Annotated in this window: 11 protein-coding genes, 3 tRNA genes and 1 rRNA gene; 12 read left to right on the forward strand and 3 right to left on the reverse strand. The window is 26.1% G+C overall.

From position 1 onward, the window contains the following. The first annotated feature begins 56 nt into the window (after positions 1–56). On the forward strand, positions 57–3,545 hold the full coding sequence (dnaE, locus tag RJT54_RS00820; protein WP_343128338.1) for a DNA polymerase III subunit alpha: 3,489 nt from the start codon (positions 57–59) through the stop codon (positions 3,543–3,545). Here dnaE and RJT54_RS00825 read toward each other — a convergent pair. Beyond that, positions 3,542–5,254 (reverse strand): proline--tRNA ligase, encoded by a 1,713-nt coding sequence (locus RJT54_RS00825; RefSeq protein ID WP_343128339.1) that lies wholly within the window; start codon positions 5,252–5,254, stop codon positions 3,542–3,544. The genes dnaE and RJT54_RS00825 overlap by 4 nt on opposite strands. 115 nt (positions 5,255–5,369) lie before the next feature. Between RJT54_RS00825 and RJT54_RS00830 the strand changes: the two genes are divergently transcribed. After that, the gene (locus RJT54_RS00830) at positions 5,370–6,113 is read left to right on the forward strand and encodes an EscU/YscU/HrcU family type III secretion system export apparatus switch protein (protein ID WP_343128340.1); all 744 of its coding nucleotides are present in this window, start codon (positions 5,370–5,372) and stop codon (positions 6,111–6,113) included. A gap of 163 nt (positions 6,114–6,276) precedes the next feature. After that, complete coding sequence (locus tag RJT54_RS00835) at positions 6,277–8,361, forward strand: flagellar biosynthesis protein FlhA (protein ID WP_343128341.1); 2,085 nt, start codon at positions 6,277–6,279, stop codon at positions 8,359–8,361. Positions 8,362–8,376: 15 nt separating this feature from the next. On the opposite strand, the gene argS is transcribed toward RJT54_RS00835, so the two are convergent. Next, a complete protein-coding gene (gene argS / locus RJT54_RS00840) occupies positions 8,377–10,110 on the reverse strand; it encodes an arginine--tRNA ligase (protein WP_343128342.1) in 1,734 nt (577 codons plus the stop codon). A gap of 341 nt (positions 10,111–10,451) precedes the next feature. On the opposite strand from argS, the gene RJT54_RS00845 reads away from it, so the two are divergent. From RJT54_RS00845 to tadA, 9 genes are all read left to right on the forward strand, one after another. Next, positions 10,452–12,007, forward strand: a 16S ribosomal RNA gene (locus tag RJT54_RS00845). Between the two features lie 61 nt (positions 12,008–12,068). Next, a tRNA-Ile gene (locus RJT54_RS00850) sits at positions 12,069–12,142 on the forward strand. Positions 12,143–12,149: 7 nt separating this feature from the next. Then, a tRNA-Ala gene (locus tag RJT54_RS00855) sits at positions 12,150–12,222 on the forward strand. A 23-nt stretch (positions 12,223–12,245) separates the two neighbouring features. After that, complete coding sequence (dnaQ, locus tag RJT54_RS00860) at positions 12,246–12,962, forward strand: DNA polymerase III subunit epsilon (RefSeq protein WP_343128343.1); 717 nt, start codon at positions 12,246–12,248, stop codon at positions 12,960–12,962. Between the two features lie 26 nt (positions 12,963–12,988). Further along, positions 12,989–13,062: transfer RNA gene (locus tag RJT54_RS00865), tRNA-Asp, on the forward strand. A 140-nt stretch (positions 13,063–13,202) separates the two neighbouring features. Beyond that, positions 13,203–13,673: a xanthine phosphoribosyltransferase gene (gpt, locus tag RJT54_RS00870; protein ID WP_343128344.1), complete on the forward strand. Its 471-nt coding sequence runs from the start codon at positions 13,203–13,205 to the stop codon at positions 13,671–13,673. Between the two features lie 81 nt (positions 13,674–13,754). Continuing rightward, the gene (locus RJT54_RS00875; protein WP_343128345.1) at positions 13,755–14,219 is read left to right on the forward strand and encodes a nucleotide exchange factor GrpE; all 465 of its coding nucleotides are present in this window, start codon (positions 13,755–13,757) and stop codon (positions 14,217–14,219) included. 124 nt (positions 14,220–14,343) lie between these two features. Then, complete coding sequence (gene smpB, locus RJT54_RS00880) at positions 14,344–14,748, forward strand: SsrA-binding protein SmpB (RefSeq protein WP_428994178.1); 405 nt, start codon at positions 14,344–14,346, stop codon at positions 14,746–14,748. A gap of 3 nt (positions 14,749–14,751) precedes the next feature. Then, positions 14,752–15,240, forward strand: coding sequence for a tRNA adenosine(34) deaminase TadA (tadA, locus tag RJT54_RS00885; RefSeq protein ID WP_343128346.1), 489 nt, complete (start codon positions 14,752–14,754; stop codon positions 15,238–15,240). A 30-nt stretch (positions 15,241–15,270) separates the two neighbouring features. Here the strand turns inward: tadA and acpS are convergent, their stop codons facing one another. Continuing rightward, on the reverse strand, positions 15,271–15,651 hold the full coding sequence (gene acpS / locus RJT54_RS00890) for a holo-ACP synthase (protein ID WP_343128347.1): 381 nt from the start codon (positions 15,649–15,651) through the stop codon (positions 15,271–15,273). Between the last annotated feature and the right edge of the window lie 2 nt (positions 15,652–15,653).

Raw genomic sequence — 15,653 nt, forward strand, 5'->3', positions numbered from 1 at the left:
CAAATTTATTGTTTGTATTGAAATTTAATGATATTAATTGTAGATGTATAGCTATTATGAAACCAAAATTTATTCATTTAAGTACTCGTAGTGATTATTCAATTACGAGTGGTTTAAATAAACCACAAGAACTAATTAAACAGGCTTATAAATTAAAAATGCCTGCTTTAGGTATGATTGATGATGGTAATTTTTATGGTGTAATAAAATTTTATCAATGTGCTTTGAAATATGGTATTAAACCAATTATTGGAGTAAAGTTTAAAATTAAATTTAATTTTACTAGTAGTCAAGATTCGGTAATTAATATTTTAGCGGCGGATGATATAGGTTATAAAAATCTTATTATTTTAATATCTAAAGCGCAATTTAAAAAAAACAAAGATATTAATGTACGTAATAATGATATTACAATATATCAGCATTGGCTCGTTCGGTATAAAAAAGGTTTAATTATTTTGTCTGGAGGGTATTATGGTGATTTTGGAAAATATATTATTCAAAAAGATCAGCATACTATAAATTTATTTTTAGATTTTTATAATACTTATTTCGATAATTTTTATTATTTAGAGGTACATCGAAGTAAAAGAATATATGAAGAACAGTATATACAATATGCAATACAAATTTCAAAAAAAAGAAATATCCCTATTGTTGCCACTAATGATGTTTGTTTTATTCATCAAAATGATTTTGATACTCATAACATTCGATTAGCAATTGACCAAAAAGTAACAATAAATACTAAAAAAAATGATTTTTTTTATAGCTCACATCAATATTTAAAAAATGAAGATGAGATGTGTGCTTTATTTAGTGATATTCCTGAAGCGTTGCAAAATAGTGTAGAAATTGCTAAACGCTGTAATGTTGTTATTTCTACTGGAAAATATTTTTTACCCAGTTATCCAACTGGTAACATGTCTGAAAAAGATTTTTTAGTTCTAACGAGTGTAACAGGTTTAAAAGATCGATTACGTATTTTATATCCAGATATACAACAAAGATCTATTATGTTTGCTAAATATAAAAAACGGTTGTTAATGGAATTAAAAATTATCAATGATATGAATTTTCCGGGATATTTTCTAATTGTTATGGAGTTTGTACAGTGGGCTAAAGATAATAATATACCCGTGGGTCCTGGTAGAGGTTCTGGGGCGGGTTCTTTAGTTGCTTATGCTTTAAAAATCACTGAAATTGATCCTTTAAAGTTTGATTTAATTTTTGAACGATTTTTGAATCCTGATAGAAAATCAATGCCGGATTTTGATATCGATTTTTGTATGGATAAAAGAGATTTGGTAATCGAGCATGTTTCTACGTTATATGGATCAGATAAAGTATCGCAAATTATTACATTTGGTACAATGTCTGCTAGAGCAGTAATTAGAGATGTCGGTCGTGCTTTAGGTTATCCTTACGGTTTTGTAAATAAAATTTCTCAATTAATACCATTAGATATTGGTATTACTTTAAAAAAATCTTTATCTAAAAAATTAAATTTAATTAAATTATATAAGAGTAATGTTGAAGTTAAACGTTTAGTAGATATCGCTCAGACATTAGAAGGTGTCATTAGAAATACCGGAAAACATGCTGGTGGTGTTGTTATTTCGCCAAATAAATTAATTAATTTTACTCCTTTAGAATCTGATAATAATGTTTGTATTACTCAATTGGATAAAAATGATATTAATTATGTAGGATTATTAAAATTTGATTTTTTAGGGTTAAAGACATTAACTGTCATGTATGCAGCTATTAAGTTGATTAATACGTTTTTAAAACGTAATAATACTAATCGTATCAGTCTGGACATGATTCCCTTAAATGATAAAAACAGTTTTCAATTATTGCAGACTGGAAATACTATTGCAGTATTTCAATTAGAATCATATGGTATGAGAGATTTAATTATAAAATTAAAACCAGACTGTTTTGAAGATATTATTTCGTTAATTGCGTTATTTAGACCTGGTCCTTTACAGTCTGGAATGGTAGAAAATTTTATTAATCGTAAACATGGAATAGAACCTATTTTTTATCCTGATGAAAATTGGCAACATATTTTACTAAAACCAATTTTAGAATCAACATACGGTGTTATCTTATATCAAGAACAAGTAATAAAAATTGCACAAGTATTATCAGGTTATAAATTATCTAAGGCGGATATTTTACAACGAGCTATGTCTAAAAAAAACACTCAAGAAATGGCAGAACAGAGATTAGATTTTCAAAAAAATGCTAAAAATAATGGTATATCTTATGAATTTTCAAATAAAATATTTGATTTATTAGAGAAATTTTCAGGGTATGGTTTTAATAAATCACATTCAGCGGCATACGCTTTAATTTCTTATCAAACTTTATGGATGAAAGCAAATTATCCCCCAGAATTTATGGCAGCGGTTATGAGTGCTGATTTGGATAACATCAAAAAAATAAATATATATATTCAAGAATGCTTACGTATGAATATAAAAATTATTTTTCCAAATATTAATATTAGCAAATATTCTTTTATAGTGAATGAAAATCGTAATATTGTGTATGGTTTAGGAGCTATTAAAGGCGTTGGTAAATCTGTTGTAAAAGCAGTACTTGATGCTAGGAAACGTATTGGAAAATTTAATAGTTTTTTTGAGTTTTGTGCTAGTATACATTCAAAATTTATTAATAAACGAGTGTTAGAAAAATTGATTTTATCTGGTTGTTTTGATTGTTTTGAAGTTAAACGATATAAATTAATGCAATTTGTTTCACAAGTAATTAAGTTTTCTGATCAATATGATAATTTTAAGAGTATTTATCAATTAAATTTATTACACTCAATTGAACAAGAACGCATATTTTTAGAGCGTGCTTTTAAAAAAACAAAAATATGTTCATGGTCTGATAAAGAAACATTAGATCGTGAAAAAGATGTGTTAGGTTTTTATTTAACTGGGCATCCTATCAATACGTATCTTAAGGAATTAAATTATTATATTCATGGATTTGAAATAAAAAATAGTTCAAATAATAATTTTAGTTTAGTAAAAGTATTTGGTATAATATCTGCTATTAGATTCAAATTAACTAGAAAAAATAAAAATATTATGTTTGCAGAAATTAGTCATCCAATATATGATATTGAGGTGATAATTTTTGATAATTTAATGAAATTATATATTAAACATATGCATAAAGGGAATATTGTTATTGTATTCGGAAAATTACTTTTAAATAATTCAATAAGAAAAATTCGGTTAATTGCTAATTCTATTATGAGTTTAGATGAAGCCAGGAATCATTATGTGAAAAAATTAGTATTAGTGATTCATCAGGATATTTTTCACGAACGTATTTTAGATAATATTAAAAACTATATTATACCTTGTGTAGGTGGTCATATCCCGATTTATATTCGTTATAATATCAAAAATAATCAATCAAATTTTAAATTACATAATCGGTGGAATGTTGTTATTAGTGAAGTTTTAATATACAAATTAAAATCTGTATTAGGTAAAAAAAATGTTTATTTTTGTTTTTAATATTTATTGTATTGAGTATTGTAAATTTTATTAATAATAAAATTTTTTATTTGATTGATATGTATAATAATTTTATTTTTAATATTCTTACGTTGTTGATATTCAACGGTATTATACTTGATAGTATTATTATTAATAATAATTATATTAGGAATACCAATTAAATTAATATCAGAAAATATAATACCTGTTTGTTCGTGCCGATCTTCTAATAATACATCTATATCAGTTTTGAAGTCATAATATAGTTTTTCAGATATTGTTTTTATTTTTTTACATTTATTGATGAAAATTGGTATAATTACTACTTGAAATGGAGCAAGTGCATCTGGCCAAATAATGCCGTATTTATCATGGTTTTGTTCGATAATAGCGGCAATTAATCTACTGACACCAATACCATAACAACCCATATGTACTAATTTATTGATTTTAGTTTTATTTAGTATTTTTAAATCAAAAATTTTAGAATATTTTACACCTATCTGAAATATATGTCCTATTTCAATACAATTTTTGATTTTATAATTCTTTTTTATAGTTTTATTATGATGTATAATATCTTGTACTTGTATATATGTGATATTTTGGTTGATGAAATCTCTTGTATAATATATTTCATTAATTAAGGTAATAGGTATAATTTTTTTTAAATATAGAATATGAGTATCTATAATGATTGGAAGAAATGTTTTTTGTAGTTTTATTTTTCTAATAATTTTTTGTATTTCTAATTTATCTGGAAATATTATTTTTTTTATTTTATTATTGAAAATATTTTTTTTAATAATTTTTTTTATATTGATTGTATGATCTCCTCTAATTATGTATCCAATAAATTTATTTTTTTGATCATCAGGATTCTTTATAATATACATTTTTATACATTTTTTTTTCATTAAATAAAAAATTTTATTTAATTCATGTATATTTTTTTGATACATATGTTTGATATATATATTTTTTTTATAAAAAAAATTTTTTATAATATAATTTTTTGAAAGCAGAGTCATATTTTTTATACAATTGTGTTGTTTATGTAATATAATTTTGTCTTCTCCAAATTTTGATAGTGCTTGAAATTCGTGTGAGAAACTACCTCCTATAATTCCACATTCTGCTTGAACAGCATGAAATTTTATATGCATTTTATTAAAAATTTTTTCATATGTTGCATACATGCGTTGGTATACTTTTTTTAACGAATTAGAATTTTTATGAAAAGAATACGCATCTTTCATAATAAATTCTCGAGATCGGATAATTCCAAATCTAGGTCTAACTTCATCTCTAAATTTTGTTTGTATTTGATATAATACTATTGGTAGTTTTTTATATGATAAAATTTCTTTTTTAACAAATTCTGTTGCTATTTCTTCATATGTTGGACTTAATATAAATTGATTATTATGTCTATCATGTAATTGAACTAATTCTTTTCCGTATTGGGAGAATCGATTGCTTTTTTTCCATAATGTTGCTGGTTGTAATATCGGAAAACATATTTCTATAGCTCCTGCAAGATTCATTTCATATCGGATAATTTTTTTAATATTTTGTAATACTTTCAATCCGTTTGGTAACCAGATATATAATCCGGTATTTACTTGTCGTATTAATCCTGCTTTTAACATGAGTTGATGACTAATAGTATCAATATTTTTTGGAATTTCTTTTAATGTATATAATACATACTTACTTGTGCGCATATTTTCATAACGTGTTGAGTTTAGTTTATTAAGGTTAAAGTATAATTTATTTTTTTTATGTAATTAAAGTTATTATTATTTGAAAAACATATTTTGTAATAAGAGGCATTAAAAAATGCAATCAGATGTACAAGAAAAAACTGAAAAACCAACAGATTATCGCATACAACAAGCTAAGAAAAATGGTTTGATTAATTATTCTCGTGAATTTAGTTCTTTTTTAATATTCATTTCTGGAATGAGTATTAGTTATGTTTATGGTTGGAATATTGTCATGTTGTTTATTAAATTAGTAATTTTTCATTTATCGTTTAGTCATTCTATTATCCAAAATAATTTTTTTTTTCAACCTATTATTACATTAAATATCATTGTTCATATTATTGTTTATTTTTTTTATATATATTTTATTGCACTGGTTATTACTTATATTATATTTAATGGTTTTGTATTAAAATTAAAATTTATTAAATTACGTATTTTGAATATTAATATTTATCGCTGTATAAATAATATTTTTTCATATGATTTATATATTAATTTTTTAACAATATTTTTTAAGATAGTAATAATTTGTTTAATATATTTTTTTTATTTAAAATATTTTTTTTTAAAAATTATGAATTTAATTTTTTTACCTAATGATTTATTTTTCCAAATGAGTTTAAATATTATATTAAGTTTTATTCTATTTGTATTAATTGGTTTTATTCCCATCGTTGTTTTTGATATTTTAAGGAATAAATTTAGATATTATAATCATTTACATATGACTTATCAAGAAATTAAAGATGAATATAAAGACAATGAAAGTAAAAAAGATATTATTAATATCATAAAGAATAATATTCATCGATAATATAGAATATATTTTATAATTTTTGATATAACACTTATTTCGTATTTTATGATATACATTATATTAGTAATCATAATGTCATTCTATATTGATAATATTTGGCGTAATTATCATTTTTAATGATGCGTATAAGATTAAATGTTACTTAATGAGTATTAACATTATGCTTAATATTTTCAGTTTTGTTAGAACAGTTTATGTTTTATTGAAAATAAAATGGCAGGCGTGGATTGGACCTGTTATGATTTTTATGATTTTATCTATGATGATCTTACCCCTGCCTGCATTTATATTAGATTTATTATTTACATTTAATATTACGATGTCAATCGTAGTATTAATGGTATCATTATTTATACATAATACTTTAGAATTTTCAGTATTTCCCACATTATTATTATTTTTAACTTTATTACGTTTATCCTTAAATATTGCTTCAACCAGGATTATTTTATTAAAAGGGCATACAGGATTATACTCTGCTGGTCATGTAATTGAATCATTTGGTTATTTTTTAGTAGAAGGAAATTTTTCAGTTGGAATAATCATATTTATGATTTTAGTAATTATTAATTTTATTGTTATTACAAAAGGCGCGGGTCGTGTTGCAGAAGTAAGTGCGCGATTTATGTTAGATGGTATGCCTGGTAAACAAATGGCAATTGATTCTGATTTAAATACTGGTTTAATTAATGCACAACAAGCAAAAATACGTCGCATACAAATAGCACAAGAAGCAAATTTTTATGGTGCAATGGATGGGGCAAGTAAATTTGTTAGAGGGGATGCTATTGCTGGAATTTTAATTATGATTATCAATATTGTAGGTGGATTAATTATTGGTATGATTGAACATAATATGAAATTTTATGAAGCAAGTAAAATTTATACTTTATTAACTATTGGAGATGGATTAGTTGCACAAATACCAGCATTAATGATTTCAATAGCATCCGGGGTGATTGTAACTCGAGTTAGCACCAATCAAAATGTTAGTGAACAAATGATTGAACAAATTTTTTATCATCCCCAAGTTTTTATTTTAAGTAGTTTGTTTTTAGTGATTTTTGGATTAATTCCAGGTATGCCTAATTTAATATTTTTATTATTTTCTTTTATATTAATGATTGTTGCATGTTTTGTATATTATTTAAAATATATAGTATTACATTCATCTATTTCATATCAAACAGAAGATACTGCTCGCCAAAGCATAAAAAATATATCTTGGAATAAAGTTAGATTAGAACATGTAATAAAAGTTGAATTAGGTTTATTATTATCTGCAATGATTAATATTGATAATCGTAATAATTTATTTATTCATATGATAGAATTACGAAAAAAATTTTCAAAAAATATTGGTTTTTTACCTGATATTATATATATTACTAATAATAATTTACCTAACTGTAATTATCGAATTTTAATTAAAGGCGTGGAATATGGTACAGGACATGTATTTCTATATAAATTTATCGCTTTTGGCACAAAATATGTGACTAACGTTATAACGGGTTTACCAATTGTGAATTCGATATTTACGGAACAGGTGCTATGGATATCACCTAATATGTATCATATAGCAAAAAAAGAGAAATATAATATCATGTATCCACAATATATAATTATTATACATTTAGAACGTATTATGTTAACTTATACTCAGGATTTATTTGGCAGAAATGAAGTGCAAAAATTATTAGAGTGTATGACTTTAAAAATGCCAAAATTAATCGAAGAATTAATACCAAAAACTATAAGTATAACTTGCTTACAAAAAATATTACAAAATTTGTTGTTAGAACGTATACCAATCCGTGATATGAGAACTATTTTAGAAACGTTAATTGAACATTCTACACTTTATAAAAGTGCAGATGAGTTAACTAGTGTAGTACGTGTATCTTTAAGAAAATTTATTACACAACATTTTTTTACTAATCAAGATGAAATATATGTTATAGGATTAGACAGTGAGTTTGAAAATTCATTAGTTAAAATGATGCAATCTGGAAAAAGTTTTATTGAACCTATAAATATCATGTTTTTTAATAATGTTAGTCAAGCTATTGAAAAACAAAATTCTATTCATGCTCCGTTAATTGTCTTGGTAAAAAATATTATTCGTTGTTTTGTATCATCTAGTTTTCGTAAATACTTTCCAAATCTGATTATATTATCTGATTTAGAAATATCAGATGATAAAAAAATAATCATTACTTATTTAATTAAATCAGATAAATAATATATGATACAGAATTTATATACAATTAACAGTTTTAATACCTAAAATTTTTAAACCCAATTTAATTGTTTTTGCTACTAAAAAAGATATTTTAATTCTACTTTTCTGAATTGCGATTGTTTTTGCATGAATAATAGAATATTTTTCATAAAATATTGAAAATAACGAAGCTAGTTGAAAGAGATATGAACATAAAACATGTGGTGTACCATATTTCTTAATATGTTTAATAATATCTGTAAATTGTAATATTTTAATTGCTAAATTAGTTTCAACCTCTGTTGTTAATATTATTGTTGTGTAAATTTTTAATGGAGAAAATCTTGATTTTTTTATAATTGATTGAATTCGAGTGTAGGTATATTGTATGTAAAGCGCTGTATTCCCTTGAAAAGATAACATACAATCCCAATCAAATATGTAATTTTTTTCTCTATTTTTTGAAAGATCAGCATATTTAATTGCGCTAATTCCAATAATTTGTGATAAATATGATACTTTATTTTTTCTAAGATGGGGTTTTTTTTGTTTGATTATTATTTTTGATTTTTTAATTGCTTTTTGTATAAGTGTATTTAATTTAATTAGTTTTCCATTTCTTGTTTTAAAGGGTTTATTTTCTTTTGTTAGAACCATACCGAATGCATGATGCTCTAATGTAGAGTTTTCTGTTATATATCCAGCTTGTTTCCCAATTAATAAAATTTGATTAAAATGTTGTCTTTGCCGGATATCTGTGTAATAAATTATTCTATTTGCAAGTAATGTATTAATACGGTATCTTAGACATGCTAAATCAATCGTGGCGTATAAAAAAGTAGTATTTTTATTTTGTATAATTACTCCCATGGGTTTTCCATGCTTATTTTGAATATTATTTAAATATATAATAATTTTTCCATTTTTTTCATGCGCTATATTTTTTTTTTTTAGTTCTAATATCATTTCTGGTAAAAATTTAATATAAAAACTTTCACCGATAATATGTTTGTCATTTAATTGTACATTTAATAATTTATATATTTTATTATTTTCTTTTATTGTAATTTTTATAATTGTTTTCCATATTTTAATATATTTTTTATAGTTCTGTTGTAATAATAGTAAACATTGATTTGATTTTTTTTGAAATTCAGGATTTTCATCATATAATTTTTTAGATTCTTGATAAAATTTTTCTAAATTTTTTAATGATATATTGATATTGTTATATTGTTTATATTTTTTTTTTAAAAATGCAATTAACATACCAAATTGAGCGCCCCAATCACCTATATGATTTACACGTATTACATTATGTCCTAAAATCTCTAAAACACGTGCCATAACATCGCCTAAAATTGTTGATCTTAGATGTCCAACGTGCATTTCTTTGGCCATATTTGGAGATGAATAGTCAATAACAATATTTTTTTTTTTTTCTTTTAGTAATCCCATATTTTGAGAGTATATAATATCTTCTAATTTTTCTGATAACCATTCCTGTTTTAAAAAAATATTAATAAATCCTGGATGTGAGTATTGTATATCTTGATATATTGTATTTTTTTTTATAAAAAATATTATTTTATTTGATAAGTTTTTGATATCATGGTTTAAAATCTTGGCAATATTCATCATGCCATTAATTTGATAATGCGCCATCTTAGATTTTAAGCTAATTTTAATGTTATAAAGGTATTTTTTTGGTATATTAGCATGTAATGCGGATTGCATAATATCCTTTTTTATAATTTTTGTAATATTCATATTCGATTTACTAAAAATTTATTCAATAATTTAATTGTAATACATGTAATAAAATATTATGTTTAAATAAATTAAATAATGATTTTTATAATATTATTATATTAATATGTGACTTAATCTGTTTTATATATATGTTTAATAAAAAATATAATAAATGTGTTGACATATTTTTGTAATCATGTAATATGTATCTTATAAGTTAGTTGAAGACGCTCTTTAAAAATTAATCAGATAATTCATGTGGGCACAAAAAATTAGTTGCCAAATGTAATTTTACCAAAATTTTTGGTAAAATACCATGTTTTTCAAGTTTCAAACTACTATTTAATAATGGTAGTTACGAATTGAAGAGTTTGATCATGGCTCAGATTGAACGCTGGCGGCAAGCCTAACACATGCAAGTTGAGCGGCAGCGAGAGAAAGTTTACTTTCTTGTCGGCGAGCAGCAAACGGGTGAGTAATATCTGGGGATCTACCTAAAAGAGGGGGATAACTATTGGAAACGATAGCTAATACCGCATAATGTTGAGAAACCAAAGTAGGGGACTAAAATTTTTTAAAATTAGCCTTACACTTTTAGATGAACCCAGACGAGATTAGCTTGATGGTAGGGTAATGGCCTACCAAGGCAACGATCTCTAGCTGGTCTGAGAGGACAACCAGCCACACTGGAACTGAGACACGGTCCAGACTCCTACGGGAGGCAGCAGTGGGGAATCTTGCACAATGGGCGAAAGCCTGATGCAGCTATGCCGCGTGTATGAAGAAGGCCTTCGGGTTGTAAAGTACTTTCGTCAGGGAAGAAAGAAAAATAGCTAATAACTGTTTTTTTTGACGTTACCTGAAAAAGAAGCACCGGCTAACTCCGTGCCAGCAGCCGCGGTAATACGGGGGGTGCAAGCGTTAATCGGAATTACTGGGCGTAAAGAGCGCGTAGGCGGATTATTAAGTTAGGTGTGAAATCCCTGAGCTCAACTTAGGAACTGCATTTAAAACTAATATTCTAGAGTCTCGTAGAGGGAGGTAGAATTCCAGGTGTAGCGGTGAAATGCGTAGATATCTGGAGGAATACCCGTGGCGAAAGCGACCTCCTGGACGAATACTGACGCTGAGGCGCGAAAGCATGGGTAGCAAACAGGATTAGATACCCTGGTAGTCCATGCCGTAAACGATGTCAACTTGGAGGTTGTTTCCTTGAGAAATGGCTTCCGAAGCTAACGCATTAAGTTGACCGCCTGGGAAGTACGGTCGCAAGGCTAAAACTCAAATGAATTGACGGGGGCCCGCACAAGCGGTGGAGCATGTGGTTTAATTCGATGCAACGCGAAAAACCTTACCTGGTCTTGACATCCATAGAATTCTTTAGAAATAAGGAAGTGCCTTAGGGAACTATGAGACAGGTGCTGCATGGCTGTCGTCAGCTCGTGTTGTGAAATGTTGGGTTAAGTCCCGCAACGAGCGCAACCCTTATCCTTTTTTGCCATCGGTTCGGCCGGGAACTCAAAGGAGACTGCCAGTTATAAACTGGAGGAAGGTGGGGACGACGTCAAGTCATCATGGCCCTTACGACCAGGGCTACACACGTGCTACAATGGTACATACAAAGAGAAGCTACTCTGCAAAGACAAGCAAATCTCATAAAGTGTATCTTAGTCCGGACTGGAGTCTGCAACTCGACTCCACGAAGTCGGAATCGCTAGTAATCGTGAATCAGAATGTCACGGTGAATACGTTCCCGGGCCTTGTACACACCGCCCGTCACACCATGGAAGTGAATTGCAAAAGAAGTGAGTAGTTTAACCTGTAATGGAGAACGCTTACCACTTTGTGGTTCATAACTGGGGTGAAGTCGTAACAAGGTAACTGTAGGGGAACCTGCGGTTGGATCACCTCCTTAAATAAAATTGTAACTTATTTTTATGTGCCCACATGAATTACTTGATTAAAACAGCTAAAACAGGCTTATAGCTCAGTTGGTTAGAGCGCACCCCTGATAAGGGTGAGGTCAGTGGTTCAAATCCACTTAAGCCTAATTAATCGGGGCTGTAGCTCAGCTGGGAGAGCGCCTGCCTTGCACGCAGGAGGTCAGCGGTTCAATCCCGCTTAGCTCCAAAAATATCTTTTTACAATATAATATGAATAATAAAATTGATCGAAAAATAGCTTTAGATATTGAAACAACTGGATTAAACCATTCAGGAGTTTTATATAAAAACCATAAGATAATAGAAATTGGTGCTATAGAAATAATTAATAGAAAAATTACAAATAATAAATTTCATGTTTATTTAAATCCTAAAAGGGATATAAGTACTGAAGCATTTAAAATTCATGGTATTTCCAGGTTTTTTTTGGAAAAAAAACCGATTTTTTCAGATATATATTTAAATTTTATGGAATATATTGCAAATTCAGACATTATTGCACATAATTCAAATTTTGATATTTCTTTTTTAAATTATGAAATAAAAACGTTAAATAAAATTTTTAAAAAAATTAACGAATCTTGTAAAATTATTGATACTCTTAAAATGGCTAGAAATATTTTTCCGGGTAAAAAAAATAGTTTAGATGCGTTATGTGATCGTTATCAAATAAAATATAAGAATAGAACGTTACATAGTGCCGTCATTGATGCCAATTTGGTTGCAAAGATATATTTAAGAATGACGTGTATACAAAAAAAAATTAATTTAAATAATGTAAACGATAAAATAGAATATTCATTGGAATATGATTCTAGTTTGAAATCGAAACTAAATATTTTACGCGCATCCTCTAAAGAGGAATACAAACATCAAAAATATCTGAATAATATGGAAAATTCGGGTAGTTGTTTATGGATGACATAATTTTTTTTATTCTGTGAAAGTTTTTTGGTGCGGTAGTTCAGTTGGTTAGAATATTGGCTTGTCACGCCAGAGGTCGCGGGTTCGAATCCCGTCCGCACCGTATTTTATTATTAATGTTATTTTTATTGATTTTATATGATATTATATAATTTCAAATCAAAATACTTTTTCATACAATTTTAGTTATAATAATTATGATTCTTATTAATTTCAATTTTTGTAATTTTGACAGGGTTGCTTATGAATAAGAAACATATCGTTACGTGGGATATGCTACACATATATACTAAAAAATTAGCTTATCAAATCATGAATATTAAAAAATGGGAAAATATAATTGCTGTCAGTAGAGGCGGATTAATTCCTGCGGCTTTATTAGCTCGAGAATTAAGTATTCGTCATGTTGATACTATTTGTATTTCTAGTTATAATTATAATTATTTAAAACAAATTAAATTAATTAAGAAATCAAATTTAACAGGATCAAATGTTATTATTATAGATGATTTAGTTGATACAGGGGGTACAGCGAAATTAATTCGAAAAATGTATCCAAACGCTTATTTTGTAACTATTTTTGCAAAACCCCAAGGTCGAACATTAGTTGATAATTATATTGTAGATATTCCACAAAATATCTGGATTGAGCAACCTTGGGATATGGAAATATCGTATATTGCTCCATTAATTGAAGAATCTAAAATTGTATAATTTTAATATTTACTTATATAATACTAAATAAAATAATGCGCTATGATGGTGTATTAAAAAATATATGTTTAATTATATATTATGATAAAAAAAACTGATTATTTAAAAAATTTAATATTAGATGAAAATAAAGACATTCTTTTTATTAAAAAAATTTCTAAAAAAAATGTTCATATTTTATTAAGTAGAATGAATAAAGATGTTAACAACGTTCATAAATATTCTTTATCAAATATTATCATTGATATCTTATCTGATATTGATAATTTGGAAAAGTCATTAATGTTGTCTTCACAAGATAAAACATTAGATCTTCTTACTGAAGAATTAAAAAATATTTTAAAATTATTTGATAATTTTTTTATAAAATACCATATCACTATCATTAATGATATTCATGTTGAATTTAATCCTGATATTCATCAAGCAATTGCTATATCAGATGTGCATGATATTAAACCAAATTATGTTATTCAAGTTATGCAAAAAGGGTATAAATTGCATGAACGTGTTTTGCGTCCGGCTATGGTAGTAGTATCAAAATAATATGTTATATAAATATATGGATTTTTCAAATTGCATGTATGGTTACGAGTAATATGATTAAAAAAAAAAAAACAGTCATTTATTAAATATTACCACAAACAAGAAAGCGTATTATAATTTTTTTATTGAAAATACATTTGAAGCAGGTTTAATCTTACATGGCTGGGAAGTAAAATCAATTAGAAAAAAAATGGTTGATATTAGTAGTAGTTATTTGTTTTTTAAAGAAAATGAAATTTACTTAATTGGTATAAATATACAACCTTGCCAACTTGTATCTATGACAGGAGTTAAAAAAAAACAACGTAATATCAAGATTTTATTAAAAAAAAAAGAAATACATTTTTTATATGGTAAATATAAAACTGAAGGTTATAGTATAGTTGCACTTGATTTATATTGGAAATACGCGTGGTGTAAATTAAAGATTGGGGTTTCAAAAGGTAAAACTAAACATGATAAGCGTTTACACATTAAGAATAAAGAATGGAATATACAAAAACTATCATTAAAAAAAATATTAAGATAATATATGTGTATTGATAATACGCAATATACTAGTGATTTAAATAGTAAAAAAGATCAATTATGGATGCAATATGCATTGATTTTAGCAAACCATGCTAAATTTAACGGTGAAGTTCCAGTAGGCGCTGTTTTGGTTTTTGATGGTTATATGATTGGTTCTGGATTTAATTGTTCTATTGCGAATCATGATCCAACAGCTCATGCTGAGATCTTTGCCTTAAAAGAAGGTGGAAAAATTTTAAAAAATTATCGTTTAAAAAATACTACATTGTATGTAACATTAGCACCATGTATTATGTGTTTAGGAGCTATTATACATAGTCGCATTAATAGGTTAGTAATAGGGACTAGACACACCTTTCAAAAAGAAAAAGAATATGATACAACATATATTTTTAAAAAATTACAGAATAAAATTATAGTTGATCAATCTTTTTTTTTAAAAAAGTGTACTACTTTAATAACAAATTTTTTTAAAAATAAAAGACATTAATTATTACATTCAATATGTGCATTTAATCTATTAATTTTCTAAAATTACTATAGCAAAAATATATTTTTTTTCGTCACTAATACTAACATGAATTGATTTAATATTTCTATTAATTAATATTTTTTTAGCTTGTTTTAAAAAAACAAGCTTTGGTTTTCCAAGAGTATTATGTGATAATGAAAAATTTTTAAATTGTATATTATATCTTATTCCAACCCCTAAAGCTTTAAATAGTGCCTCTTTAACAGCAAAACGCTTAGCAATAAAAACTTCTTGATATTTAATATTTATGTATTGATTGAATTCTTCAGGTGATAAAATTCGTTTTGCAAATTTAATACCAAAAATATTAATTATATTTTTTATCCTATTTAAATTAATAATATCACATCCAATTCCTATGATTGACATAT

Origin of the sequence: Buchnera aphidicola (Takecallis taiwana), from assembly GCF_039355125.1 — a bacterium.
Taxonomy (GTDB): Bacteria; Pseudomonadota; Gammaproteobacteria; order Enterobacterales; family Enterobacteriaceae; genus Buchnera_L; species Buchnera_L aphidicola_AG.